Origin of the sequence: Bacillus mycoides (genome assembly GCF_001757995.1) — a bacterium.
Taxonomy (GTDB): Bacteria; Bacillota; Bacilli; order Bacillales; family Bacillaceae_G; genus Bacillus_A; species Bacillus_A mycoides_B.
This window is the reverse complement of record NZ_LXLV01000020.1, coordinates 100,789-127,776: the sequence shown is the minus strand read 5'-3', so window position 1 is coordinate 127,776 and position 26,988 is coordinate 100,789. Positions and strand designations below refer to the sequence as shown.

The window sequence follows — 26,988 nt, the reverse complement described above, 5'->3', positions numbered from 1 at the left end:
AAAGTTGCTTATGTCCTTGATTTATCTCTTAACATAGAAATTATCTCATTAACTTCTGTATGATTCTCTAAAAAATTTTCTTCCTGCTTTCTCATTTCCATAAGCCATTCATTAATAACTGTTTCTAGATTTTTATCGTCATCCGATGAGATTTGTTGGACCGCTTGAAAAACAGGTGAATTTTGTTTATCAGCATACAATTGACACTCTTTTTGAAGACGATTTTTCCCTAACACATAAGTTATATATGGTTTCCAATTAGATAAATGAAAATGATCACATGTTTTTTGTAAAAGCGCAGATTCAATTATTACTACACTTTCCATTATGTCTTGAATCGCCACATGTGCTTTTTGATATAGCATAATTTTATGTTCATTAATCTCCTTAATTCCTTCAGCAAGTGCACGAATTAAGATAATATCACAATTCATTGACAATAAGTAATAGTATAGACCACTATAATAATCCCCTGCAAGAACTGTCAATTGACGACGCTTATGGAATCCACTCGTCTCTTCGTTTGCTTTATTCGATACTTTTTCATGTGTATCAAGAGCAATTTGTACAAGCATAATCGTTACTACATAATGATCAATTTGTTCTTTATGTATATTTGCACCTTTTAATGCACCGTATAACAGCGCTATTTTCTCTTCATCAATAAATGGTTCTTCAATATAGTTTATAAAATAAGGATGGCGTAATTTCTCCATCAATTTCTCTTTAATACCCGCATACCCTCCGTAGATGTCACACACAAAAAATCACCCTTGTTTTCTAATTCATAAAATTTATTATAACACATACATTCTATTTTCTATAATCAAAACTTGGCTACTTCTGCCAAACTGCCCCCGAATAAAGCCTCATCTTTCATTCATACGAGTTATCTTCGTCTCTAACAACTACAAACATTCATTTCCACAAAAGGCAGAAGTAATTTTCAACCTTTATATTCTTGCTCTTTAACACTAAAACTATATCATTTTTTTGTATATAAAAAAAAGAAAAGCAGTTTCCCGCTTTTCTTTACTTCGTCTTAATAAACGATAAAATTTCACTACGTGCTGCTGCATCATTTTCTAACACGCCGCGCACCGCAGTCGTTACTGTTTTCGCACCAGGCTTTTTCACACCACGCATCGTCATACACATATGCTCTGCTTCTACTACTACCATTACACCATGCGGCTCTAGTACTTCCATAATAGAGTTAGCTACTGTTGATGTAATTCGTTCCTGTAGTTGTGGACGACGCGCAATTGTGTCTACAGTACGAGCTAATTTACTTAGTCCTGTTACTTTTCCACCTTGCGGAATATATGCAACGTGAGCAACTCCATAAAACGGAACAAGATGATGCTCACACATCGAATAGAATGGTATATCTTTTACTAGTACAAGCTCTTCGTGGTCTTCTCCGAATACTTTGTGTAAATGCTCTTTCGGATCCTCATGCATCCCTGAAAATACTTCTGCATACATTTTCGCAACACGTTTCGGTGTATCAAGTACTCCCTCGCGATTTGGGTCATCTCCGATCGCCTCTAAAATAAGACGTACTGCATGTTCAATTTGTTCTAAATTAACTTTTGCCATCCGCTAGCCCTCCCGAAAAACCTAAAAGTGATACGAACACATTCTAGCATATTTATGTTTTTAAAAGCAAAAAGAAGAGTTTCCAAAAAGGAAACCCTTCTTCCCTGTTAATATGTAAGGATTATTTAACCGCATCTTTTAACGCTTTACCAGGTTTGAATGCAGGTACTTTACTTGCAGCGATTTCAATCTCCTCACCTGTTTGTGGGTTACGACCTTTACGAGCCGCACGCTCACGAACTTCGAAGTTACCGAATCCGATTAGTTGTACTTTATCACCTTGTTTTAAAGCTTCTAAGATAGAATCAAAAACAGCGTCCACTGCTTTTGTTGCGTCCTTTTTAGAAAGGGAACTTGCTTCTGCAACAGCATTGATTAAATCTGTCTTGTTCATGCCATTCACCTCCTCCCAAAGATAAGACTGTATAATGATCATAAAATGAGTCTTACTTTCATTTGTAGGCAATTTTTACAAATTCTATACTACAAAGATGTAGATAAATCATTATCAACGCCTATATTATACGATTCTCCTTTATAATTCAATATTTTTAAGGAAATTGTTACTCTTAAAATGTGAAATTCTGATGAAACTTGACAATTTACAACAAAATATTAGATAATGACTGTTTATTTTTCTATTACGTACTCAAAAAGAAAAAAATCCCTCTGCAATTAGAGGGATTTTTTTCTTATAATATAATCGCAATTAATCCGCCAGATCCTTCATTAATAATTCTTTCTAGCGTTTCTTTTAATTTATAACGAGCGTTTTCTGGCATTAGAGATAACTTCGCTTGAATTCCTTCTCTAACAATAGAGCTAAGAGAGCGCCCAAATATATCAGAATTCCAAATTGATAGCGGGTCATCTTCAAAATCTTGCATCAAGTAACGAACTAGTTCTTCACTTTGTTTTTCAGTACCGATAATTGGTTCAAATGTTGATTCTACATCCACTTTAATCATATGAATAGACGGCGCAACCGCTTTTAATTTAACACCGAACCTTGAACCGTGACGAATAATTTCCGGTTCATCTAAGCTCATATCAGCTAATGCAGGCGCTGCTACTCCATATCCGGTTTGTTTTACCATCCGCAGGGCATCCGCCACTTGGTCATACTCTGTTTTCGCATGAGATAAATCGAGCATAAGCTTTAATAAATGATCTTTCCCTCGAATCTCTACTCCTACTACTTCTTTTAAAATTTGATCATACAATTCATCTGGCGCATATAAATCAATCTCTGCCACACCTTGCCCCATATCAATGCCAGCTAGACTTGCTCGATCAATAAATTCATATTGACTAAACTGCCAAACGACACGGTCCACATCACGAAGACGTTTTATATCCTTTACAGTCTCTTGAACCGCTTCCTGATAACTTTGGCGTAACCAATGCCCTTCATTTAGCACCATTACCCAGCTTGGAAGGTTTACATTCACTTCTAAAACCGGGAACTCGAATAACGCTTCTCGAAGTACGTTATACACATCTGTTTCTCTTAAACTCTCTACACTCATCGCAATTACTGGGATATCATATTCTTCTGATAAGCTTTGACGTAACTGCTCCGTATCTGGATGATATGGCTGTACAGTATTGATAATCATAATGAAAGGCTTTCCTACTTCTTTTAACTCATTTACAACGCGTTCTTCTGCATCTATATAATCTCTTCTTGGAATTTCACCAATTGTTCCATCTGTTGTAATAACGACACCTATTGTTGAATGCTCTTGAATTACTTTACGTGTTCCGATTTCTGCAGCTTCATGGAATGGAATAGGCTCTTCATACCAAGGAGTATTAATCATGCGCGGACCATTCTCATCTTCATAGCCTTTTGCTCCTGGAACCGTATATCCAACACAATCTACTAATCGAATATTCACTTCAAGACCTTCATCTACTTCGATAGAAACCGCTTGGTTTGGAACAAACTTCGGTTCCGTCGTCATTATTGTACGACCAGCAGCACTTTGAGGCAGTTCATCCTGCGCTCTTTGACGGTCTGACTCATTTTCAATATTGGGAATAACAACAAGTTCCATAAATTTTTTAATAAATGTTGATTTCCCTGTTCGAACAGCTCCTACAACTCCAAAATAAATATCACCGCCTGTGCGTTCCGCAATATCTTTAAAAATATCTACCTTTTCCAAGTGATTCCCTCCCTCAATATTTTTGGGAATAATTCCACGTTTATAGTCAACTAATACCTTCTCTAACGTTGTCTATAATATCTGATATAATATAATGGTATTCTAGAAGTTCGGACAATATATCATATAATTTTGTCCAATTTCATATGACTATTTAAAAATACCTTTTGTTTGCATCGCAAGTTGTATAACATAAAAAACCTTTCTTCTAGAACTTATTCACTAAAAGAAAGGTTCATGACTTATGATTTTAAAAAAATTGGTTCTCCATTTTTTACTGTGTACGGCAAAGAATATGCAGGAACAAACGGGGAATCCTTCGATAGTATACTCCGAATATCTTCACCTTCTTTAAATTGTCCTTCATTTTTTTTCAACGCTTCATATAAGTCGATTCTATAATCAACAAACAATTCTCCTTTTTCATTGATTACAAGAGGGAGACCTTTTCCTGAGTACGGACTTGTCACTTGTGGTACATCTTTATATCCTAGTTTTTTGAAGTCTAATTCATAAACACCATCTGTAATCACTTTTTTAAAAGGTGGATATTGATGTTCATCACGATACATCCTTAGCTTCAATGCCACTTCTTGAATTTGTTCCGCCATTCTCACATCAATTAACTTTACTGTCGGATTTCTTTCAACATCTATTAATACATATTGATATACCCCACCACTTTCATACGCATTCCCTGGCGCCTCTTGTATGTACCTTGGAGCAATTTTTTGAAAATCAATTGGATACTTCTGATAAATCGGCGTACTCATATCACGCGTCTTAATTGGTAATAAACCATCTGTTTGCTCCTTATATGTATTAATGGCTTTTTGTACAACTTGCAACTGATCTTCATAAGGAATCGCATTTTGTTTCATATTTTCTTTCGGGTACATACACCCTGTTAAAATGCTAATGCAACAAAATATTAAAATAATATGGATTTTTTTCACTGACAATCACCTTTTCATGCGAGTATAGATTGTTTCCTATAACGTCTTTTATTGTTCCACAGGTCCACTAAATACAACAAGAAAAATAACAATACCCGACACAATCATGAGGGTGTACGCTACTAACGCTGTAATCCCTTTCAGAAATTTATTCTTCATTTTATGTCTACTTAATAAAATAAAAGCTACTGCAACAAACATAAATCCCATTGCCCCTAAGGAAAACCACATTTTTATAAGCCCTTCCGACATATATACACCCCTTTACTTTCTAACTATTTTTATACTATTTTAACAAATTAAAATCTTTAAACAAATAGAAATCATCACTTTACCGTGAATTAACAAAATTTAAATACAATAAAATAATAAAACCGAAGCACGTTTTTTCGCACTTCGGTTGACCAAATATGCCCTTAACAGCTCTATTCCCATTCTTTCATGACTATCATATGCATTCGCTAAACTCTTTGTTTCTCATATTTTACTTTTTAAACATTTTACTTAACGAACCAAAATCAGCGGGCATATTATTGTTAATGATTGCTTTTACAATTTGATCCTCTTGCTCTTTTGGCACTTCGCGTCCTGCCATTAGAGCAACTTGATGAATCAATTGGCGAAGCACTGTCTCATCACGTAAGTTCGCATTTTGAACAGACGACGCTAATTTAAAAATATCTTCTTTGTTCACTTTCGCTTCTTTTTCAATGTTATTAAAAATGTTGTTATCCATTCTTTTCACCCTCTCCTCAAGTTACTCTTTATCCTATGCAGAGATGAAAAATTGGTGAAAAGACCCATAAAAAATATATAAAAAAAAAAAAAAAAAAACGGTAGAAGTACGAAATGTACTTCTACCGCTTTCTTTATAACAAATCAGGTATCGCTTCAACTTCATGTTTTCGAACACGTCCCATCAATGAGCCTACTGTATCTTTTACATTTTTCTCATTGAACAATACGTCATATAAAGCCGCTGTAATCGGCATTTCAACTTCCATTTTCTCTGCCAACTCATGAGCAGCTTTCGTTGTTCGTACACCTTCAACAACCATACCCATACTTTCTAACACTTCTTCTAAAGAGTGTCCTTTTCCAAGCATATTTCCAGCACGCCAATTTCGACTATGCACACTTGTACAAGTTACAATTAAGTCCCCCATACCAGTTAGACCAGCAAATGTCAGTGGATTTCCGCCCATCTTTCTTCCTAAACGAGCAATTTCCGTTAAACCACGTGTCATTAATGCGGCTTTCGCATTATCACCTAATCCAAGTCCGTCAGTTATTCCCGCAGCTAGTGCAATAATATTTTTTAAAGCACCACCAAGCTCAACTCCAACGATATCTGGGTTTGTATATACACGGAAATAGCTATTCATAAACAGATCCTGTACTTCCTCAGCCGCTTCCATACGTTTGGCTGCAGACGTAACAGTCGTCGCTTGGCGCAAACCTACTTCTTCAGCATGACTCGGTCCAGACAGTACAACAACATCTTTAATCAATTTCTCTGGAATTTCTTCCTCAATCACTTCCGAAATACGTTTTGACGTACCTGGTTCAATTCCTTTACTTGCATGAATCCAAGTAACTGGTTCTGTAACAATTTCTTTCATCTCTTGCAATACGTCTCGGTACGCTTTCGTCGGTACTACTAGCAGTACTGTATTTACATCTACTAATGCTTCTTCTAAAGAAGAGTAGGCTACGATTGTGCTTGGCAATGTAATTCCTGGAAGATATCGACTATTCTCATGTTTCGTATTAATCTCATCCATAAGTTCAGAACGGTTTCCCCAAATACGTACATCATGCCCATTGTCAGCTAATACCATCGCTAACGCTGTTCCCCAGCTACCTGCTCCTATTACTGTGATTTTTGTCATAAAATCACATCCTCTCCATTAGTCTCTTGCTCTAGCGATAATGTGAATCGGCGTTCCTACAAAACCGAACGCTTCACGTAAACGGTTCTTTAAGAAGCGCTCATATGAAAAGTGCATTAATTCTGTATCGTTTACAAATATAACAAATGTTGGTGGTTTTACCGCAACCTGTGTCGCATAGAAGATTTTCAGACGGCTACCATTATGAGTCGGCGTTGGATTCATCGCGACCGCATCCATAATTACATCATTTAATACGTTCGTTTGTACGCGGATGCTATGGCTTTCATTTACTTCATTAATAACTGGTAATAATGTTTGTGTACGTTTTTTCGTTTTCGCAGATAAGAATACAATCGGCGCATACTCTAAAAATTGGAAATGAGCGCGAATGTTTTCTTCAAATGCTTTCATTGTTTTCTCATCTTTTTTCACTGCATCCCATTTGTTTACGACGATAATAACAGCACGTCCTGAATCATGAGCATATCCAGCGATTTTTTTATCCTGTTCAATAATTCCTTCTTCTCCGTCTAAAACGACTAAAACAACGTCAGAACGTTCAATCGCTCTAAGTGCACGAAGTACACTATATTTTTCTGTGCTTTCGTATACTTTCCCTTTTTTACGCATACCAGCTGTATCGATGATTACATACTCTTGATCATCTTTACTATATGGTGTATCAACAGCATCACGTGTCGTTCCCGCTATATTACTTACAATTACACGTTCTTGACCAAGAAGTGCATTTACAAGTGATGATTTCCCTACGTTTGGACGTCCAATTAAAGAGAAACGGATTGTTTCATCGTCATACGCTTCTTCTTCAATCTTTGGAAAATGATTTGCAGCTTCATCTAACAAATCACCAAGTCCTAAACCGTGTGTACCTGAAATCGGGAATGGCTCGCCAAATCCTAATGCATAAAAATCATAAATATCACTACGCATGTCTGGATTATCAACCTTATTTACCGCAAGTACAATTGGTTTTTTAGAACGGTATAAAATTTTAGCAACTTCTTCATCTGCTGCAGTTACACCATCGCGACCATTCGTCATAAAAATGATAACATCCGCTTCATCAATCGCTACTTCCGCCTGTTGACGAATTTGTGTCAAGAACGGCTCGTCTCCAATATCAATTCCACCTGTATCAATAATGTTAAACTCATGATTTAACCATTCTCCCGCACTATAAATACGGTCTCGCGTTATACCTGGTATATCTTCTACGATTGAAACTCTTTCTCCAACAATTCTATTGAAAATAGTAGATTTCCCTACGTTCGGGCGGCCTACTATTGCTATTACTGGTTTCGGCATATACTTTCATCCTTTCAACTTGCTTCTGTTTATTATGTAAAAAACCCTTCTTTGTGCAAGAAGGGATTTGCATTCCAGAATAATTCTCAACGTATCAAAACACCTCACATTATACCACACGTTGCTAATGTTTCACAATAATATATACATTCTCTTGTAAGCGATGTGCAATGCCATCTAAAATGGCTTCTAAATTATTTGCAACAAATTCCATTTCCTCTGTCGATTCACAAACAAATAAAGGAGCCCCCCCTGCAAACTTTTCCGGTGTGGTTGTAATGACTGCGAGAATAACACTTTCTAACATCATCTCTTATCTCCCCTTCCCTTCGGAGCTTCCGATGACATATGAACAGCACTCTCTAATGTTGGGACATTTCCAATTACCCCTATCGCTTTCTCTGCATTTTGATCTTGCGGAAGAACAAAAACCCCGACTCTCCCATCCTCTAAATCACGCTTCGCTAACGGCACAAGTGCCGGTGTACCAGAATCTCTATATATCCCTAAAGCAACAGAAACATCATGTAAAATAGCTTGACGTTGTCCTAAATTCGCGATTGTAACCATCGCATCGATCGATTTCGGCTTTAAAATAAAGCCCATTCCATATTTCATAATTTCTTCTTGTCTTGCTGGCAATCCAATGTTCATAATATAAATATTATCAATATAAAGTCCCGCTCCTTCAAAACGGAGTGGAACATGCTCAATCTCTACAAGATCATGGAGCCTTTTACCAGACATTAGTTTTTTCGCGATAAAAAATGCTATTGTACCAGTTATTATTCCGGCAATCCACGAATGGAATCCTATATACGCAAACGTTGTCACAAACGACGTTAACATCGCCAAATAGTTACGACTTTCAAATACTAATGCAATTCCTTCAATGTATGTATTGCCACGCGGTACGAGCTCATATCCATCTAATTGTTGAAGTGTATTTCTTTCCATATTGCGCACATCACGAAATTGCGTCGCTGCTAATGTAAGAAATGTAATTGCAGAAAAATCTTTTTTCAAAATAGACGGGATAGCAATCGCCCCTAAAGCCGCTGCAATTAAACCCATCGCAATATGAATAATTTTCCCGTGAAGCCTCGTCGGATATTGCCTCGTATCTGTGCGAAGCATTAATACTCTAGTCACCGTCCCTGCAATTACGCCACATAAAATGGCTGGTGTATATTCAGTCATGTATTACCCTCGCCTTTCTTTTACGTGTTTTCCGCTTAAACTGTTCCATGTATACCGATGCTTTTGCAATCCAAAATAAAATTGCCATAAATAATGTAGAAACGGCGACGATATCAAAAAATGCTAAACTACCGTAATCATAAGGGAAATTTAGTTTCCGAAAAATAAGGGTCACTAGCAATTCTCCTTGTAACATCCCTATATATAAGGAGCATAATCGTAATATGCGATTCCCATGTAATAAAACCGATGCATACACAAGGGCACTACTTAACAGAAACAATCTATCCGCCACAATCCAAATTGGATCATATACTTCTAACAAATGAAAACTTGTATATAACATTGCAATAATAAGTGCCGAAAGTAAGCTATATAATTTTTTCCAAATAGAATATAGCGTGATTCCTACAAAAGAAATAATACAAAGCAAAAGGGCATTTACCGATATCGTGAAAGAAGCAATCGTCACATTTAACGGAGAACAAATAATAAAGATTAATATACAAGCACTTATCTTCCAACGAATAGATTCCTTTTTCATAAAAAAGGTCACGACGATCCACCCTATCCAAGCAACAAAATAAAAAGTACTCCCATCCATCATTTCACCTCCTATGTTTTCCATTATGGGAACTTTTTATGAAAGTTAATCCTCCTTTTCTTTGTGCATAGTTTTCCCCATAACAGCAAAACTTTTAATAAGGAGGTGTAACTCACAATGGGTAAAGATCGCCAAGAACGAAAACTAAGAGAATCACGCCGCGTTGAATCTGATCGCGACCAATCACTTCAATATCCCGGTGCAACAAGTCTTGATACACCGGAGCAAGCTCGAAAGCAGAATCAGCATTAAATAAAGTGAAACTTCAGTGGGGGCATCCATCCCCACTGATTATTAGCCGGCACCAATCGAGCTGCCCTCAAATAGGCAATACAAAAAGACGGTTTCGATATTGTACGAAACCGTCTTTTTACAAAAATATTTTACTTATTTCTACTCGTAATATAATTCTTTTGTTTTCGCATTATAAACCCTATCACTCAACGCGGCATCAATCGTAACTATACCTGTTGGTTTTTTAGAATATGTAATAACATAATACGTATGAAGAGAAGGATTTTTAACGCTTTACCTCTACACGTACATAATCCGTCTCTCCTATTTCATTTAACTTTCGCTCAACCTCTTTTTTCACGCCTACAATGTCTTCTTTTTCTTCTGTAATTTCCCTACTCACAATGGTATTCCCTTGATCAGAAAGTAATACTACTTCAGCATTACTTAAGCTCACTTCATTTGATATATTAAAATAATAATTTACATACGAATCTTCCGATGGATTTTTATCTTCTCCTAATTCCCTTGGCAAAATTAGTGCTTCCATTCCACTTCCTGCATTCACCATTGGATTCCTATACAATTCATTCCCGACTACGATCGTAATATTCGCCGTTTTAATTGTTGATTGTACTGTTGTTGAACTAGAATCCCCTTCTCTTACATTTGAAGTTAATGAAGTTTCAACCTTTTTATTATATCCAGAAACCACTGTATCTTCTCTTATATTTCGTGCATGAATATTAACATCTTCACTATTATATGTAATGCGTCCTATCGTATTTTTACTATTTGAGGATACATTATCTCCTTTTTTATTAACATCCTCATCCCCTAAATTATCGTAAATTTTTTCTTGTTTCTTTTGACTCTTAAATAACAATCTCTTATCTTGTTTTATCGCTAACCAGCTATATTGAAAAGTTTGCACACGTTCTGCTTACGAAAATAAAACGCAAAAAAATCAACCGGACGGTTGATTTTTTATCGCCTACTATAATGTGCAGTGTCAATCCCTCGCTGCGCTAACCAATGGTACGTTTCACCTTTTACAACAAGAGGTACAGATTGTAACTCTTCTATCGTCTTCACGCCAAGAGCTGTCATAATAAATTTTAAATCTGTATGTAAAAGATCAATTTCATCCACTAACTTCTCAACACCATCTTGCATTAAAATACGTAAAAAGTATCCAGCAAACGCAGTTGTATTCGCCCCTAATGCGATTGCCTTCGCCACGTCAAGTGCTGTTTGTATACCCCCAGATGCAATAAAAGAGAGGTTATTATTTGTAGAGGTTGCTTCAATAATCGAGGTAGCTGTTTGTATTCCCCAGTTATTAAAATAAGAAAGCATTCGCTGTCTTCTTTCATTTTCAACAGCAGCAAAATTCGTACCACCTTGTCCGCCAATATCAATTGCTGTTATACCTATACTCGCTAACTGTTGTACTGTTTCCTTACTCATTCCAAATCCCACTTCTTTTACAATGACAGGAACTTTACTGTTTAAAACAATTTGTTCAATTCGCCGAAGTACACCAGTAAAATCACGGTCTCCTTCTGGCATCGTTAACTCTTGTATGACATTTAAATGAATTTGCAGTGCATTCGCTTCAATCATATCAACGGCACGCTCTGCCTGTTCGACAGTTGCCTCACTCCCCAAATTAGCAAAGAAAATACCATTTGGGTTTACCTTTCTGACGATCTTATAAGAAGCCGCCTCGCTTTCATTTTTTAAAGCTGCCATTTGGGATCCTACAGCCATAGCAAGGTTATGATGTTTCGCTACATATGCTAATTGCTCATTAATATGTAACGTTTGATCTCCTCCACCACCAGTCATCGCATTGATAAAAATCGGCGAACTTAGTGAAAGTTCGCCGATTTTTGTTTCACATGTTACAGTGTCATAACTTGAATTTGGCAAGCTTTGATGCACAAAATCAATATCATGAAATCCATGCGTACGAGACTGACCAGTAGAAAGAGCATATTCAATATGATCTAATTTACGTTTTGCCCTTACCACTTGTACCCCTCTTTATTTCTTTAATTTTTTCAGTTGTTCACCAATAATATCACTTAACTGGAAAGTAGCAGAATCAGCATTTGGCTCATATTGGCTATAATCTTCTGTTACATTATTTTCTTCAAGCGTTTCTTTTATGCTTAAAGAAATACGTTTTTCTGCTACATGGACTTCAAGTACTTTCACTTTTACTTCTTGTCCCATTTCCAGTACCTCATTTGGATTTTTCACGTGACGATTTGCAATTTGAGATACATGCACAAGCCCTTCAACACCAGGTAAAATTTCAACAAATGCACCGAATGTAACAAGGCGTTTTACTACTCCCTCACGAATATCTCCAGCCTTTATTTCGCCAGCAACATTTTCCCAAGGTCCCGGCTGAGCTGCTTTAATTGATAAAGAAATACGTTGCGTATCAGCATCAACAGATAACACTTTTACCTTTACCTTTTGACCTTGCTCTAATACCTCAGAAGGTTGCTCTACACGTTCGTATGAAATTTGTGAAATGTGAACTAAACCGTCCACACCACCAACGTTAACGAAAGCACCAAAATCCGTTAATCGTTGTACTGTTCCTTCAACAATATCCCCTTCTTTTAACGAAGAGATTGCTTCTTTTTTCTTAGAATCTAGTTCTAGTTCTACCACCGCTTTATGTGAAAGAATAACACGATTTTTTTCACGGTCTAATTCAACAATTTTCACCGCTAATGTTTTTCCTTTATAGTCAGCAAAGTCTTCTACATAATGTACCTCTACAAGTGAAGCTGGGATAAAACCACGAACACCAAGGTCCACAACTAACCCACCATTCACGATATCTTTTACAGTAACATCAAATACATGACCAGAATTAAATTTTTCTTGTAATTCTACCCACGCTTTTTCTGCGTCAACAGCTCTCTTAGATAAAACAAGATCGTCATCTTCTAATTTAATAATTTTCAATTCAAGTGTTTGATCTAATTCTACAACATCGCTTGCTTTTTCAATATGAACGTTAGCTAATTCACTAATCGGAATTACGCCATCTGTTTTGTATCCAACATTTACAAGCACTTGTTTCTCTTCAACTTTCGTTACAGAACCTGTAACAACGTCACCAACTTGTAATTCTTTTGAATTCATAACTTCTTCATTCATTTTCTCTACCATGGAAATACCTCCCTACAGAATTGACAAAGCATTTTTATGTATATACGAAATGAAAACAAATGTTTTCATTTGCATGTTTAAGAATTTATCATCACATATTCTGTTTCAATACAGTTCACAAGAAACTATATTAAACCTATATAAATAGTATACAGCAAAATCATCTTGAAGAAAGTATGATTTGAAATATAATAGCGAATATATTCTGACAGTTTTTTCCCTCTGTAACTAACTTCTTACAAATTAGCCCATTTGTCAAGAAAAGAGACTTATAATTCACTTATCCTTTACATTTCAAAAAAAAAGAAAGAGGATAGTCCTCTTTCTTTATTTCGCAAATACTCCTGAAACAATACCCATAATTTTTCGGACAACTTCTTCAATTGATAAAGAAGTTGTATCTAATTCCAATGCATCATCAGCTTTTTTCAAAGGAGAAACTTCGCGTTCTGAATCTAATTTATCACGCCTAGCAATTTCTTCTTTTAACTGCTCTAAATTAGAATCGAAACCTTTATTCATATTTTCTAAATGTCTTCTTTCCGCTCTTTCTTCTACAGAAGCAAGCATAAAGATTTTCACTTCAGCATCTGGTAGTACATGTGTACCAATGTCACGACCATCCATTACTACGCCGCCTTTTTTAGCTAATCCTTGTTGACGACGTACCATTTCTTCACGAACAAGACGATGCTTTGCTACAATAGATACGCGATTCGTCACATTTGGCGTACGAATCACTTCAGAAACATCTTGTCCATTTAAAAATACAAGTTGTGTATTTTCACCTTGCTGAAATTCAATATTTACATTTTTTACAACTTCCATTAACTTTTCTTCATTTTCAATATCCACTTTTTGTTCAAGGGCTGCATATGTAATAGTACGGTACATTGCGCCTGTATCAATGTAAACATATGAAAGTTTTTTTGCAACAACTTTTGCAACTGTACTTTTCCCAGCAGCCGCTGGACCATCTATAGCAATCGAAATTCGTTTATCCATTGTAACACCTCATTTTTCACTTATAAAACAAAACGAAAAGCAGGTATTCTCCCCCTGCTTCTTCTCATTTGCTTCACGTCATTAAATCCTCAATAATTGTAGCATAATCCACCTTAGAAGAAAATGAAAACTACTTATTCACCTGTAAGATTTCCGCCTTATTTTTCGTGACGACACCTTCGTAATAAACAATTTTCGATAAATATTTCACTGAAGATTTATGTATAAAAAGCAGTTGGATGACAGAAAGACAAACAAATTGAATCAGTAATATACGAATTATAATTTTCTCTACTTTTTTCAAAAAACTCACTCCTTCCCTCTCTATACTTACAGATACACTCCTATAAATTTCCATAAACAAAACCTAATCTAATAACCACTTACCGAAGCACACTTAAACTAATTAATTTTATTGTCATTTTCTAAGCATACTTTTATACATTTTCATTGTCGAATTTACTCAAAACATGTTATGTTCTAAATGTATTTTTCAACTTGAAAGGGGTATAAGCATTGAAAAAAATCCTAGTTTTACACACAGGTGGAACAATTGCAATGGAGGAAGATAAAGAAACTGGGGTCGTACAACCAGGTGAAAAGAATCCTCTTTTAAAATTTATTCCTGATTTAGAAGGCGATGTTGATTTAATTGTCGAAGATGTGTTCCATCTTCCATCTCCTCACATGACTCCTAGCGAAATGCTACAATTACAAGTCATCATTGACGAAAGAGTAAAACAAGACGATATTCACGGCGTAGTCATTACGCATGGTACCGATACATTGGAAGAGACAGCCTATTTTCTTGATTTAACAGTTCAAGTAACTATCCCAATCGTTGTGACAGGGGCAATGCGCTCTAGTAATGAATTAGGTGCCGATGGTCTATATAATTTCTTATCAGCTGTAAAAGTTGCTAGTAGTAATGAAGCTGCTGAAAAAGGCGTCCTAGTCGTATTAAACGACGAAATACATTGTGCTACAAATGTAACAAAAACGCACACAAGTAATGTCGCGACATTCCAAAGTCCACAGTACGGACCCATCGGTATGGTAACAAAACGTGGTGTCGTTTTCCACCATGCTTTAGTGCATCACGAAACATACACAGTACGACAAATTTCTAAAAACGTTGTCGTTTTAAAAGCATACGCAGGTATGGATGATACATTATTATCAGCAATCGAAACACTACCAGTAGACGGAATTGTTATTGAAGCACTTGGACAAGGTAATTTACCTCCAAGAACACTTCCAAGTCTAGAACGATTAATAGGCAAAGGAATTCCTGTCGTATTAGTGTCTCGCTGTTTCAACGGTATCGTTCAAGATGTATATTCGTATGAAGGTGGCGGCAAGCAATTAAAAGATATGGGTGTTATATTCACATACGGTTTAAATGCTCAAAAGGCACGTATTAAATTATTAGTCGCATTAGAGAATACAAATTCTCATGAAACAATCCAAAATATGTATATGCACGATTAAAAAAGAAGCTGTCGAATTTCGACAGCTTCTTTTTATTTTTCTCTTGATGTAATGGTTTGCGCAATCGCATCTCCATGGAATCTACCGTTCTCGATAAATATTTCATTTGCGTTATTCCCAGCGGCAATTACACCTGCAATAAAAATATTTTCAGCGTTTGTTTCCATACTACCCTCTGTATAAATCGGGCGCCCTGTTTCTTCATCAATCCGAACTCCCATTTTTGTTAAAAAGCTGTGATCTGGATGGTAACCAGTCATAGCAAATACAAAATCGTTTTGAATTGTATTTGCCTCACCATCTACTGTATACGTCAACGTATGCTCAGTAATTTCTTTTACATGCGCATGGAAATGCATTTGAATTGTCCCATTTCGTACTAACGCCTCAAATTCCGGCAAAATCCACGGCTTAATACTTGGCGAGTATTCCCCACCACGGTATAGAACTGTTACACGTGCACCCGATTTAACAAGCTCTAACGCCGCATCTATACTTGAATTTTTACCACCTATTACAACGACATCTCGATCAAAATAAGGATGTCCTTCTTTGAAATAATGAGCTACTTTCTCAAGTTTCTCACCAGGTACATTCATATAATTCGGATTATCATAATATCCAGTTGCGACAACAATGTATTTTGCCACATATATTTCTTTGTTTCCGTCACGCTTCGTCGTTTCAACTTTAAAAACATCACCATCTTTTTGCACTTGTTCCACTCGTTCAAATGCATTTACACGTACAGATTTACGCTTTACTACTTCACGATAATACGCGAGCGCTTGATTACGAAATGGCTTACGATTTTCTGTAATAAAAGCAACTTCACCAATTTCTAATTTTTCACTAGAGGAGAAAAATGTTTGATGAGTTGGATAATTATAAATTGCATTTACAATGTTTCCTTTTTCGATTACTAACGGATTTAACCCCACTTTTTGCAACGAAATCGCCGCTGCTAATCCGCATGGACCGCCTCCGATAATAATAACTGTTTCTTTTTGCATACTCTGTTCACTCCTAGTCTTCTACCTCTGCTCTATTTATCTAAACAAGAAAAAACCTACTTACAGCAGTAGGCACCTATCTTTATTGTATTCATTTTTCATATATTTGTCATCTAAACGAAACGTACATCCGATAGACATCTGCTAAAAACTGCTGAAATTTAATTCCTTGTTGCCCTAATACATTTTCAGGATCAATTTTTCTAGCTGGATCAAGTGTTTTATGCGACACGATATCTTTTTTCGGATTCAAGCCGAAATTTTGACATAAATACGCATGATACCAAGTAAAACGAGTATACGCCTCCCAAAAGTTTACGTCGCCGCCATAACAAAGTTCCACCCCAATAGCAGCCTTATTCGCATCATAACCGAATAAATCATTATCCGTCGGCACATTGTATCGAACATGGTACGCAACTTCATTTATAGGGACAATTTCTAATATTGTTTTATCATCTATAAATGTATGCGCCGAAGCTTTCGGTTGTATTTCATTAAAGTAATCTCGATTTCCTATTGCATTGCTACCAGGATTCCCCGTATCATGACTTACAATGAATCTTACTTTAGAAAGAGGAATTCCCGGTCGTGAACTTCCATATCCAATATAGTTACGCTCTATAGGAAACATCGCCATCACTACCAACTCCCGCTCTAGAAAATTACCTTACTTCCTTATATATGTATTCGGCAGCAATGTCCTTATAGCATATTTCTTACGCGAAGATAAAATCGAAAATATTTGATGTGAATACCATAAATACTACAATACTTACAGCCACTCCATAAAAACCGTAAAACCAAACACAATCTTCTTTCGTATCTAAGCCGAAAAATTTATTTACCGATTGTAATAATGTGCCACGCTTACTTTGTTTGTTTCGTAATACTTCCACTCGTTCTACAACATCTGCTGGCATCATAAATCTTTGGTCTACTGTCATTTTCATCATTTATCTCTCCTTAAAATCATTTCCGTTTTGCTTATCTAAGGAAAGTATAGCACGTTTGTTCGTATAGAACAAGCGTTCTTTTTGTTTTTATTCTATTTTTCACCAATCCACGTAATAATCCCAAATACAATAGCGATAATCGGCCCTACAACAACCACTCCAAAAACCAAATGCAATAAACCCTCTCCTAAAATCCTAATAATACTTGTTTTCTGAGCACTTTTAGTTCTTACTAGCTCACTCTCTAACCATTTTAGCCTTTCTTCTAATTGATCTACTCGATTCATCATTTCATTGTTCATATTCAACACCTCTAACTAGTATTTCAACAAAAAAACGTGATTCCCTCGAAAGGAAATCACGTTTTCTCAAAACATTATATATTATACCCAACCTCTGAAGCGACTAGCCTCAGCCATTTTACGAACACCAATCATGTATGCAGCTAAGCGCATGTTCACTTTACGAACTTGTGATGTTTCATAAATTGAATCGAATGATTTTACCATTACTTTTTCTAAACGTTGTTCTACTTCTTCCTCAGTCCAGTAGTAACCTTGGTTATTTTGTACCCACTCAAAGTAAGATACCGTAACGCCACCAGCACTTGCTAACACGTCTGGAACAAGTAAGATACCACGATCTGTCAAGATTTTTGTTGCTTCTAATGTAGTTGGACCATTTGCAGCTTCAACTACAATTTTCGCTTTAATCTTATCAGCATTTTCTTCTGTAATTTGGTTCTCAATTGCAGCTGGAACTAAAATGTCGCAATCAAGTTCTAACAGTTCTGTATTTGAAATTGTATTATTAAATAGTTTTGTTACAGTACCGAAGCTATCGCGACGATCTAGTAAGTAGTCAATATCTAATCCATTCGGATCATGTAGTGCACCGTAAGCATCTGAAATTGCAATTACTTTCGCGCCTGCATCATGCATAAATTTAGCTAAGAAGCTACCCGCATTACCAAATCCTTGAACAACAACGCGTGCACCTTTAATATCAATGTCACGTTTTTTCGCAGCTTCACGAATACAAATTGTTACACCTTTTGCAGTCGCTGTTTCACGTCCGTGTGATCCACCTAATACAAGTGGTTTACCTGTAATAAATCCTGGTGAATTAAATTCATCGATACGGCTATACTCATCCATCATCCATGCCATAATTTGTGAGTTTGTAAATACATCTGGAGCTGGAATATCTTTTGTCGGACCAACAATTTGGCTAATTGCTCGTACATAACCGCGGCTTAATCTTTCTAATTCACGGAAAGACATCTCACGTGGGTCACAAATGATTCCACCTTTACCTCCACCATATGGTAAATCAACAATACCACATTTTAAACTCATCCAAATAGAAAGTGCTTTCACTTCATTTTCTGTTACGTTTGGATGGAAGCGAATTCCACCTTTCGTTGGACCAACAGCATCATTATGTTGTGCACGATATCCTGTAAATATTTTAACAGTCCCGTCATCCATACGAACTGGAATTTTCACTGTCATCATACGAATTGGTTCTTTCAATAATTCATATACTTCGTTTGGATAACCCAATTTTTCTAATGCTTCATTAATTACAATTTGTGTTGAATTTAACAATTCAAAATGTTGTTCCCCTTGTTGTTGTGTTTTCGTTTGAGTTCCCTTTTCGGCTACCATAGTAAGTAAACCCCCTGTAATTTCACTTGTTTAGTAAACCTTCATTGCCTAGTATACACCGTTAAATTTGGAATGCAATAGAAAACGCTAACAAATATATACAAACTATTTTGTATTGCAAGCGTTTTCACTATTATTATAGTCCTTTTATTGCTTTTAGAAAAGTAAAATACTTAAATATTTAAATATTTTTTATTTTTATCAAAATACATTCGATAAAACAAGTATTTCATCAGGAAATACTGATTACATTTTAACATACAGATCGGCTAGTCTTGTTACCTACACTTCGCTTTATAGATTTTAGATTTTCAGCTGAATAAAAATAAAACCTCAAGCTACGTTACACTAGCTGAGGTTTTGTTTTTTCACAAAGTAATTGTATATTTGTTCAATCGCTTGAGAATCCATTAATTCTTTACCATATTCCATTACGCGGTAAATTGTTGCTGTTGACGGATTACCGTATTCCGCTAAAATAGCTATAAAATCAGCCTTCAATAATTGAAATTGCTCTTCTTCTTCTTCTATCCAAAGATAAAAACGATCATCCCACGTATACAACTTCCCATCAGTTACACCAAGGTTATATAAGCGATTTGACAAATTGATTACATCATCTAATGTAGCAAACTCGTAAAGTATATGTTCACTTTCATCAAGAGTCACTTGCATTTCAATAAACTCGTCACGGAACTCATCTTCTGTGTCCACTTCGTGATTTTCTTTTGTTACAATTACAACCATACCTTGAGCTTGTAGAGAAAATACTTCAACAGCAATCGGTCCATCCGCTTCAAACCCTAATTCTTTATTTGCTTCTTGCATCATATCACGGAATAGTTGCTGTACTTTCGGTGCATTTCTCCACAAATCTTCTTTCGTTAATCCTCGTTCAGATAAATCATCAAATGTTAGGAAAATTTTAATCTTATTATAATTTAAACGTTCCAGTCTCATCTCATACCCTCCCTACGTAACCATTGCATCTAATTTTTATTATATGAAATAGAAAATAGATGGTTCTTTTCGAACGACTATTCCGACATCTTTAACCATCCATCCCATTCTTCTTTCGTGTTACCAATTAGGATATTTTGAAAATTTAATTGATCTCCAATGCCTTTTCTTCCTATAAAACCACCAGAGAGATTTTTATTTTTTTCTTGCAACAAGTCAATAAATCCTACTGCCTCTTCAAGTTCTCGTTCATCATCAAAAGATATAAACAAATATTTAGGCTGTAATTGTTCAATAGCTAGTAAAATACCTTCTTCATCTAAACTTGTCCCCATATACATTGCTTGATATCCTTTTAGTCGTAAATACGTCGCGAAAATAAATCCTTTTAATATATTATTTTCTAAAACGAAAACTTTGTTAACAGAAGAATATACTGACGCATTATGATAGATCATTCCTAAACGTGTTTGTAAGAATGATACAACATATTTGAATTGTGACATTGTAATCTCATTATTACTTTTTAAAGTTAACAACTTGTTTGCCACTTGAAGAATGATGCTTGCAACAACCTTTTCCGTTGAATATATACTAAAAACCTCGTTTAATAATGCAGAAATTGTAATTTCATCAAATTCTAACAAAGCTTGTAGTATATCGTCCACTAAAACAACTTCTGTATCAGTAATTTTTTCTTTTTGAACGTTGTTCTGCAACCGATTCCCTTCTAATAACTGAACTGCTTGTCCAATCATCATCCCCTCAGAAACTTTGTTCATTAACCATTTCAAAATATGAATATGTTCTTCTGTATATAAACGATGCCCCGCACGATTTCTCTTTGAGGCAATAATATGATAGCGTCTTTCCCATGCGCGAAGTGTACTCGGTTGAATTCCGAGTATATTTGAGACAGCTTTTATATTATATTTCCCATTTGAATTCGGCATTATTTCCCTCCGCATAACGTAATGATATGTGTTTGGGAAGGTGCCCGAAAACGAAGAGGGAACAATGTTGTTCCATACCCATTACTAACAAAGAGAGTCGTATTAGAATGCTTATATACGCCACCCTTTAAATACTTTTCAGATGGAAACAACCGAATCTGGCCTCCATGTGTATGTCCACTTAATACGAGCGAAATTTGTTCTTTACCAGACATTTTCTTTATTATATCTGGGTTGTGACTAATTAAAATGCGAAAACCTTCTTCTTTACAATCAGCCAATGCTAAATCTAAACGATCTCGTTCTAATCCAACATCATCGATACCGAGTAAGCAAATTTTCTCTCCTAATTCAGACTCAAATACAACTCTTGTATTATCTAATACTTTCACATTATTTTCTATTAATAAAGCATCTAATTCGTGATATTCAATTTCATAATCATTATTTCCCCATACAAAATATACAGGGGCTATTTCTCTTAACTTTTGAATATTTAAAGAGATTTGCGATAAAGGTACTCCTTTTTCAGCTAAATCGCCGCCAATAATTACGATATCTGCTTTTCCTTTCACTCGTTCAATTAACGAGCTAGAAATGATCCTTCTATGAATATCCGAAATAAAAAAAACATTAACTTTTTGAAAACTTTCCGGAAATTCTTCGAATACTAAAGTATGTTCCAACACTGTATTACGCATCGCTTCTTTATACATTCCAAGAAGCCATACAAAACCAACGCATATGAGAGTACATAATAATATAATCCATGACATATATTTTTTACTCTCCCTCCTCGTAAAGTATAGTCCTTAATTTTATGTGCAGCTATATATCACTCATTGAGCTAGCTCTCATACTTCGTGGACTTATCTTTTATAGGAATTTTCAATTCTTGTCCTACCTTCACTTCGTCTTCTTGTAAATCATTATACTTTTTTATTATTTCTATCCCATCTTCATCTGAGAAATATTGCTTCGCTATACTTTCTAAAGTTTCTCCATCTTTCACAACATGAGTTGCTACTTTCTCAGACTGCTTCTTTGATTCAGTCTTAGCGGAATCAAAGAAAATTACTTCAAACGCACTTTTCTCAGCATTATTACTATCACTTTTTACCTGTATATACTTATCCGTATACCATAGGATACTAATAGGTAACAATATGAATAAAAATGTTAACACCCGGACAAAAATGTGATTCATTTTAAACTTTGGTTTTTTCTCTTTATTTCTATGAATTTCACTACGCGGCGGTAAACCTTCATCTTCTTCCACTCGCTCAACTTCTAACTCCTCTTCAAAATCAGGAATTCGTTTTCTCATGTTGTTCACCACCACCTTCCATTTATTTTCTTAATTGGAGCCCCATTATAAAATCAACAAGAAAGTGTGCAAAGATTGTTATAAACAAATTTCCTGTCCACTCAAATACATAACCAAAAACAAAACTAATAAAGCAGACGAAACAAAACAAAAAAGGCTTCGTTATATACCGAATATGTAACACAGCAAAAATTAAACTCGCTATTACAATTCCGAAATGAGTCTGCACTACACCTCTAAATAAAAACTCTTCCGCAAAGCCAATAATAAACGTGATAACGAGTAAATGCATGACAGAAATCCCTTGAAACATTCTATCGTTAATACCACCATCATCAAACCAAGATTCTGGAAACACTCGCATTGCAACATAATCTAATAACACAATACAAATCGCTAACAAGCCACCTATTACAAGTATAGAAACCGGTTCCCATTTCCACAAACTATAAACTTCTCTTTTATCTTGAAATAATATATATGCTAGTAAACAACCGATACCAATAATGATTAGTTGTGTTATGTAGAGATTCAGTCTTATTTCCCTCGGACTCATATCTTCAACATTATGCCTTTGAATGTTCATCATTCCTCCATCTTCCCTAGGCCGAAAAGCTTTTGTAACTCTGTTTCCCAATTATAGTCGAAAACTGACTGTTGCGCTCGTCTTTTTTTATACTCTGTTTTTGTAATACCACAGTAATCACAACAGTTTTCTATCTCTTTTTCCTTTCTATAACCGAATTGTTGTAATAAATATTCACGTCTACATCCTTGAACTTGTATCCATGACTTCATATTTTCTAGTTCCCTATATTTATTACGCATTCTCACTTCCACTTCCGCTATTAATCTGTACATTATTTCATCTGACAAGCTCTCTAGCATAAGATTTCGCTGTTGTATGATTCCAAGATGTTCGAGATGATAACGGATAAAACGCCAATATTGTTCATTAAATCTTGCTGCATTATAACAAATTTCTTCTACATCTTCTAATGGTAATACTTTCGTTTGAAACATTCTTTCTTGTAGTAACGAAAATAAAAATTGTATTTGCGATTTACTTGGTAATTCATCTTCAATGATTGAAATTGGCAAATCGTGGTCCAATGGACTACATAATAAAATGGCTATACTCAATTCTCCATCTCTTCCCGCTCTTCCAATTTCTTGTAAATAGGAAGCTACATTTGTCGGATATTGAAAATGAATAATATATCTTGTATTCGCCTTATTTACCCCCATCCCAAAAGCACTTGTACATATTACAATTTGCAACTGGTCATTCATAAACTGTTGTTGAATTAACATACGCTCTTCATGTTCCATACCACCATGGTAAAAAGCTACACCTGTAATTCCTTTTCCTCTTAAATACTCGGTTAAACGCTCTGTCCAGGCCCTACTTGAACAATAAACAATACCAGGCCCTTGTAAATACATTACATGCTCAAAAAGCGCCTCTTTTTTTTCTTCTATCGTTTCCACAAATTGCACTTCCATCGCAATATTTGGACGATCAATTGAGTACACATGCTCAGCGATATTTTTTAGATTTAAACTTTCCGCTATATCTCGCAGTACATCCTTTGTCGCAGTTGCTGTTAATGCTAGTACTGTCGGAGATCCGATACTCTCAATTACTTTATCTAACTTTTTATAATCTGGCCGAAAATCATAGCCCCATTGTGAAATACAATGTGCTTCATCTACAACAAATAATGAAATATGAATTTTTTTCAATTCTCTTATTAGAAGTTCCGACTGCAACATCTCTGGTGATACGAAAACAAATTTATAAAAAGATAGCTTTTTCATTGCTTCTCTTTTTTCACTTAACGTCCGAAAACTATTAAATGCAATAACTCGATTTTTCACGACATACTTTAATTGCGTAACTTGGTCTTCCATTAAAGATAATAATGGTGATACAACAAGCACCGTCCCCTCTTGCAGAAGCCCTGGAAGTTGATAACACATTGACTTTCCCCTTCCTGTCGGAAGCATTGCTACAACATCTTTTCCTTCCAATAGGTCCGTAATAACTCCTTTTTGCCCCGGACGAAATTCAGAATATCCAAACCACTTATATAAATATTCCTCAAGCTTCATTTATACCCTCCATCCGTGCCAATACAAGACGGACTTCAAAATAAGAGATTTCCTCTCCAACCGCTTGCTTCAACACACGCAATTTACGTGTTTGTAATGCTTCAATTACTTTTGTTACTTTTTCTATTTTTTCTTTTTCCATAAACATCTCTATAGAAAATTCTTTTTCTCGTAAAGCAATTTCTACAAAATGGTCTTCTATCGTGGCAACCTTCAAATTCCGAATTGTTGCTATTTCTTCTAAAGAGCGTCCTTGTCTCCAAAGATTATATGTTTTTTTCGTTGATAGGCTAAATAAATCAGCCTTCTCATTTGGATAAGATATAATTTCAGCTAATAATGGAAACTCATTTTCTTTATTGCGAACTTCTTGAATAATGAAGTGAATTGTACCCCAAAATAAAAAATAAACTCGAAATATATCTTGTTTCGTAATTTCCGCTAATTGTTGTAAAGTACATCCGATACGTTCATACCCAGTTAACCGATATGTTACGATTGTCGCCTCTACTGGATTATTTTTTTGTAAAAGAGTATGTATTTCCTTCCATAATTTTTTAGCCAATTCACTTCTCATATATGGTATTCCAGTGAGAAAACGTTTCACCCACATCATTATTTCTGTATCCTGTTGAATTGGAATAAATTTCGTATTCGCCTGTTGTAAATTCGAAATGGTTTGAACGATCAATGATAATCTCTTCCAAAACGTTTCACCTATTTCACCATAGTGTAAACCATGTAAATACGTCGGAAAGGCAAAGTCACCTTCCCATTTATTTAATTGCATGTTACCAGCAGTCGTTAACACATATGTATTATCATGTATACCTTGAACTAAATCCGTTTTTAACAACTTTGCAACTTCTTGATCATAATCAGCTCTATTTAATGATTTATAAATCCCAAACAAAAAAGAAATTTGAAACATATTCCCATCTTGTAATGTTTGCGACGATCTCTTTCCTTTTAATAAATAATAAATCGAAGAAACGGTTCTTTCACCATTCAATTGTTTTAAACAATATAATAAAGTATATTGTAGCTGCATTACCGCTTCCACCTCTCAGTCTAACTTCATTCCTTTTTCAATACGATTCATTTAACTTATCATATTCACACTACATGCTTGTATATATTCTATTGTATCAAACGAAATAACATTTAAGTATTTTGAAAATCTAATGAAATAATTCAAAAATAAGTTGACACTCTAATTGATAAGCATTATCATTATAATTTTATGTTGAAAAGTTTTAAAAACCGTTTTACAATAAGGTTATAATTTTTTGGCGAACTTTTCACATACATATTATCAGGAGGGAAAAAATATGGCAAAATATACAATCGTTGACAAAGATACTTGTATTGCATGCGGTGCTTGTGGTGCTGCTGCACCAGACATTTATGACTATGATGATGAAGGTATTGCATTCGTAACATTAGACGATAACCAAGGTATCGTTGAAATTCCAGATGTATTAATTGAAGATATGATGGATGCATTCGAAGGTTGTCCAACTGACTCAATTAAAGTTGCTGACGAATCATTTGATGGCGACTCTTTAAAATTCGAATAGTCTTTTATTAACTGCAAAAAATCCCTCTCATAAGTATGAGGGGGATTTTTTGCTCTCTTTTTCATTCTCACTAACAAAAAAACCATTAGCAGTTAAGCTGCCAATGGTTTAATATTTTTTAAGCATTTTTCATTTTTGCAAATACCCATACTTTCAAGCGTGAAAATAATGCTACAAATACAATTGTTACAACAATTCCTTTAATTACATTAAACGGTAATATCGCCGTTACAATAGTTTGTCGCATAATATCACTAGACATAGCTGGTGAATTTAAAAACCAAGTGTACGCTGGTAAAATGATAAAGTAGTTTAACACACTCATAATAACTGTCATAGTAATTGTTCCTAGCATTAATCCTGTCGTTAAACTTTTTACTGTGCGATACTTTCGGAATAAGAATGCTGCTGGACCAATAAATAAACATCCCGCTATAAAGTTTGCTACTTCTCCTACTGGTACTCCCGTTAAACTCCCTTGAATTCCGTAATGCAAAATATTTTTTATCGCTACTACAATTACACCTGCAATTGGACTGAAAATTATCGCCGCAATTAAAGCTGGCACATCACTAAAATCAATTTTTAGAAATGGCGGAAGCCCTGGGAATGGAAAATCTAACATCATTAGTAAATACGCAATACTGCTTAGCATCGCTACACTCACCATCTGCACTACACTGTTTTTTTGTTTCATCTTTCTCTCTCCTTTTCCATCGATCTTCTCATGGA

At 35.3% G+C, this 26,988-nt stretch carries 32 protein-coding genes and 1 pseudogene; 3 read left to right on the top strand and 30 right to left on the bottom strand.

Features of this window, described 5'->3' with window-relative positions:
- Positions 1-8 precede the first annotated feature (8 nt).
- The 12 genes from BWGOE10_RS07445 to BWGOE10_RS07390 all read right to left on the bottom strand — a co-directional run bounded on the left by BWGOE10_RS07445 (position 9) and on the right by BWGOE10_RS07390 (position 9,754).
- Positions 9-761 (bottom strand): heptaprenyl diphosphate synthase component 1, encoded by a 753-nt coding sequence (locus BWGOE10_RS07445; protein ID WP_070141525.1) that lies wholly within the window; start codon positions 759-761, stop codon positions 9-11.
- A gap of 271 nt (positions 762-1,032) precedes the next feature.
- The gene (folE, locus tag BWGOE10_RS07440; protein WP_001151482.1) at positions 1,033-1,602 is read right to left on the bottom strand and encodes a GTP cyclohydrolase I FolE; all 570 of its coding nucleotides are present in this window, start codon (positions 1,600-1,602) and stop codon (positions 1,033-1,035) included.
- A 121-nt stretch (positions 1,603-1,723) separates the two neighbouring features.
- A complete protein-coding gene (locus tag BWGOE10_RS07435) occupies positions 1,724-1,996 on the bottom strand; it encodes an HU family DNA-binding protein (RefSeq protein WP_001043860.1) in 273 nt (90 codons plus the stop codon).
- Between the two features lie 298 nt (positions 1,997-2,294).
- Complete coding sequence (gene spoIVA, locus BWGOE10_RS07430; RefSeq protein WP_070141524.1) at positions 2,295-3,773, bottom strand: stage IV sporulation protein A; 1,479 nt, start codon at positions 3,771-3,773, stop codon at positions 2,295-2,297.
- 242 nt (positions 3,774-4,015) lie between these two features.
- Positions 4,016-4,729: a hypothetical protein gene (locus BWGOE10_RS07425; RefSeq protein ID WP_070141523.1), complete on the bottom strand. Its 714-nt coding sequence runs from the start codon at positions 4,727-4,729 to the stop codon at positions 4,016-4,018.
- Between the two features lie 48 nt (positions 4,730-4,777).
- On the bottom strand, positions 4,778-4,981 hold the full coding sequence (locus tag BWGOE10_RS07420) for a DUF2768 domain-containing protein (protein WP_002117663.1): 204 nt from the start codon (positions 4,979-4,981) through the stop codon (positions 4,778-4,780).
- A gap of 232 nt (positions 4,982-5,213) precedes the next feature.
- Positions 5,214-5,465 carry a stage VI sporulation protein F gene (locus tag BWGOE10_RS07415; protein ID WP_000369753.1) on the bottom strand — a complete coding sequence of 84 codons (252 nt, stop codon included), beginning with the start codon at positions 5,463-5,465 and terminating at the stop codon, positions 5,214-5,216.
- A gap of 133 nt (positions 5,466-5,598) precedes the next feature.
- The gene (locus tag BWGOE10_RS07410; protein WP_070141522.1) at positions 5,599-6,621 is read right to left on the bottom strand and encodes an NAD(P)H-dependent glycerol-3-phosphate dehydrogenase; all 1,023 of its coding nucleotides are present in this window, start codon (positions 6,619-6,621) and stop codon (positions 5,599-5,601) included.
- Between the two features lie 18 nt (positions 6,622-6,639).
- Positions 6,640-7,950 carry a ribosome biogenesis GTPase Der gene (gene der / locus BWGOE10_RS07405; RefSeq protein ID WP_070141521.1) on the bottom strand — a complete coding sequence of 437 codons (1,311 nt, stop codon included), beginning with the start codon at positions 7,948-7,950 and terminating at the stop codon, positions 6,640-6,642.
- A 124-nt stretch (positions 7,951-8,074) separates the two neighbouring features.
- Complete coding sequence (locus BWGOE10_RS07400; protein WP_070141520.1) at positions 8,075-8,260, bottom strand: capping complex subunit for YIEGIA; 186 nt, start codon at positions 8,258-8,260, stop codon at positions 8,075-8,077.
- The gene (locus tag BWGOE10_RS07395) at positions 8,257-9,150 is read right to left on the bottom strand and encodes a YIEGIA family protein (protein WP_070141519.1); all 894 of its coding nucleotides are present in this window, start codon (positions 9,148-9,150) and stop codon (positions 8,257-8,259) included. Before BWGOE10_RS07395 ends, BWGOE10_RS07400 begins: the two co-directional genes overlap by 4 nt.
- On the bottom strand, positions 9,143-9,754 hold the full coding sequence (locus tag BWGOE10_RS07390; RefSeq protein WP_070141518.1) for a hypothetical protein: 612 nt from the start codon (positions 9,752-9,754) through the stop codon (positions 9,143-9,145). Before BWGOE10_RS07390 ends, BWGOE10_RS07395 begins: the two co-directional genes overlap by 8 nt.
- Positions 9,755-9,871: 117 nt before the next feature.
- Here BWGOE10_RS07390 and BWGOE10_RS07385 point away from each other — a divergent pair, with 117 nt between their 5' ends.
- Complete coding sequence (locus tag BWGOE10_RS07385; RefSeq protein ID WP_000513901.1) at positions 9,872-10,006, top strand: YpzI family protein; 135 nt, start codon at positions 9,872-9,874, stop codon at positions 10,004-10,006.
- A gap of 141 nt (positions 10,007-10,147) precedes the next feature.
- Here BWGOE10_RS07385 and BWGOE10_RS07380 read toward each other — a convergent pair.
- From BWGOE10_RS07380 to BWGOE10_RS32800, 5 genes and pseudogenes are all read right to left on the bottom strand, one after another.
- Positions 10,148-10,922, bottom strand: a pseudogene (locus BWGOE10_RS07380) (hypothetical protein).
- A 53-nt stretch (positions 10,923-10,975) separates the two neighbouring features.
- The gene (locus tag BWGOE10_RS07375; protein WP_070141517.1) at positions 10,976-12,025 is read right to left on the bottom strand and encodes a type 2 isopentenyl-diphosphate Delta-isomerase; all 1,050 of its coding nucleotides are present in this window, start codon (positions 12,023-12,025) and stop codon (positions 10,976-10,978) included.
- 12 nt (positions 12,026-12,037) lie between these two features.
- The gene (gene rpsA, locus BWGOE10_RS07370; protein WP_070141516.1) at positions 12,038-13,186 is read right to left on the bottom strand and encodes a 30S ribosomal protein S1; all 1,149 of its coding nucleotides are present in this window, start codon (positions 13,184-13,186) and stop codon (positions 12,038-12,040) included.
- A gap of 327 nt (positions 13,187-13,513) precedes the next feature.
- Entirely contained in the window at positions 13,514-14,191 is a 678-nt protein-coding gene (gene cmk, locus BWGOE10_RS07365; RefSeq protein ID WP_070141515.1) for a (d)CMP kinase, read from the bottom strand.
- 130 nt (positions 14,192-14,321) lie between these two features.
- Positions 14,322-14,495, bottom strand: coding sequence for a DUF5359 family protein (locus tag BWGOE10_RS32800; RefSeq protein ID WP_098786250.1), 174 nt, complete (start codon positions 14,493-14,495; stop codon positions 14,322-14,324).
- Between the two features lie 212 nt (positions 14,496-14,707).
- Here BWGOE10_RS32800 and ansA point away from each other — a divergent pair, with 212 nt between their 5' ends.
- Positions 14,708-15,682 (top strand): asparaginase, encoded by a 975-nt coding sequence (gene ansA, locus BWGOE10_RS07360; RefSeq protein WP_081338085.1) that lies wholly within the window; start codon positions 14,708-14,710, stop codon positions 15,680-15,682.
- A 32-nt stretch (positions 15,683-15,714) separates the two neighbouring features.
- Here ansA and BWGOE10_RS07355 read toward each other — a convergent pair whose 3' ends face one another.
- The 12 genes from BWGOE10_RS07355 to BWGOE10_RS07300 form a co-directional block, all read right to left on the bottom strand.
- Positions 15,715-16,695 (bottom strand): YpdA family putative bacillithiol disulfide reductase, encoded by a 981-nt coding sequence (locus tag BWGOE10_RS07355; RefSeq protein ID WP_070141514.1) that lies wholly within the window; start codon positions 16,693-16,695, stop codon positions 15,715-15,717.
- Between the two features lie 109 nt (positions 16,696-16,804).
- Positions 16,805-17,335 carry an N-acetylmuramoyl-L-alanine amidase family protein gene (locus BWGOE10_RS07350; RefSeq protein WP_070141513.1) on the bottom strand — a complete coding sequence of 177 codons (531 nt, stop codon included), beginning with the start codon at positions 17,333-17,335 and terminating at the stop codon, positions 16,805-16,807.
- Positions 17,336-17,414: 79 nt separating this feature from the next.
- Entirely contained in the window at positions 17,415-17,651 is a 237-nt protein-coding gene (locus BWGOE10_RS07345; RefSeq protein ID WP_070141512.1) for a DUF3961 domain-containing protein, read from the bottom strand.
- A gap of 92 nt (positions 17,652-17,743) precedes the next feature.
- The gene (locus BWGOE10_RS07340) at positions 17,744-17,953 is read right to left on the bottom strand and encodes a hypothetical protein (protein WP_070141511.1); all 210 of its coding nucleotides are present in this window, start codon (positions 17,951-17,953) and stop codon (positions 17,744-17,746) included.
- 81 nt (positions 17,954-18,034) lie between these two features.
- Positions 18,035-19,321, bottom strand: a complete 1,287-nt coding sequence (gudB, locus tag BWGOE10_RS07335) for an NAD-specific glutamate dehydrogenase (protein ID WP_000225168.1) — start codon at positions 19,319-19,321, stop codon at positions 18,035-18,037.
- Between the two features lie 348 nt (positions 19,322-19,669).
- Positions 19,670-20,281: a genetic competence negative regulator gene (locus BWGOE10_RS07330; RefSeq protein WP_070141510.1), complete on the bottom strand. Its 612-nt coding sequence runs from the start codon at positions 20,279-20,281 to the stop codon at positions 19,670-19,672.
- A gap of 77 nt (positions 20,282-20,358) precedes the next feature.
- Complete coding sequence (locus BWGOE10_RS07325) at positions 20,359-21,234, bottom strand: MerR family transcriptional regulator (protein ID WP_070141509.1); 876 nt, start codon at positions 21,232-21,234, stop codon at positions 20,359-20,361.
- On the bottom strand, positions 21,234-22,010 hold the full coding sequence (locus BWGOE10_RS07320; RefSeq protein WP_070141508.1) for a metallophosphoesterase: 777 nt from the start codon (positions 22,008-22,010) through the stop codon (positions 21,234-21,236). Before BWGOE10_RS07320 ends, BWGOE10_RS07325 begins: the two co-directional genes overlap by 1 nt.
- 71 nt (positions 22,011-22,081) lie before the next feature.
- Positions 22,082-22,561: a LysM peptidoglycan-binding domain-containing protein gene (locus BWGOE10_RS07315; protein WP_070141507.1), complete on the bottom strand. Its 480-nt coding sequence runs from the start codon at positions 22,559-22,561 to the stop codon at positions 22,082-22,084.
- A 22-nt stretch (positions 22,562-22,583) separates the two neighbouring features.
- Complete coding sequence (locus BWGOE10_RS07310; protein WP_002117615.1) at positions 22,584-23,147, bottom strand: CPBP family intramembrane glutamic endopeptidase; 564 nt, start codon at positions 23,145-23,147, stop codon at positions 22,584-22,586.
- A complete protein-coding gene (locus tag BWGOE10_RS07305) occupies positions 23,147-24,676 on the bottom strand; it encodes a RecQ family ATP-dependent DNA helicase (protein WP_070141506.1) in 1,530 nt (509 codons plus the stop codon). Before BWGOE10_RS07305 ends, BWGOE10_RS07310 begins: the two co-directional genes overlap by 1 nt.
- Positions 24,666-25,727: a helix-turn-helix domain-containing protein gene (locus BWGOE10_RS07300; protein ID WP_070141505.1), complete on the bottom strand. Its 1,062-nt coding sequence runs from the start codon at positions 25,725-25,727 to the stop codon at positions 24,666-24,668. The genes BWGOE10_RS07305 and BWGOE10_RS07300 overlap by 11 nt, the downstream gene beginning before the upstream one ends.
- Positions 25,728-26,007: 280 nt before the next feature.
- On the opposite strand from BWGOE10_RS07300, the gene BWGOE10_RS07295 reads away from it, so the two are divergent.
- Positions 26,008-26,256 (top strand): ferredoxin, encoded by a 249-nt coding sequence (locus BWGOE10_RS07295; protein ID WP_001151994.1) that lies wholly within the window; start codon positions 26,008-26,010, stop codon positions 26,254-26,256.
- Between the two features lie 118 nt (positions 26,257-26,374).
- Here BWGOE10_RS07295 and BWGOE10_RS07290 read toward each other — a convergent pair whose 3' ends face one another.
- On the bottom strand, positions 26,375-26,953 hold the full coding sequence (locus BWGOE10_RS07290; protein WP_070141504.1) for an ECF transporter S component: 579 nt from the start codon (positions 26,951-26,953) through the stop codon (positions 26,375-26,377).
- Positions 26,954-26,988 lie beyond the last annotated feature (35 nt).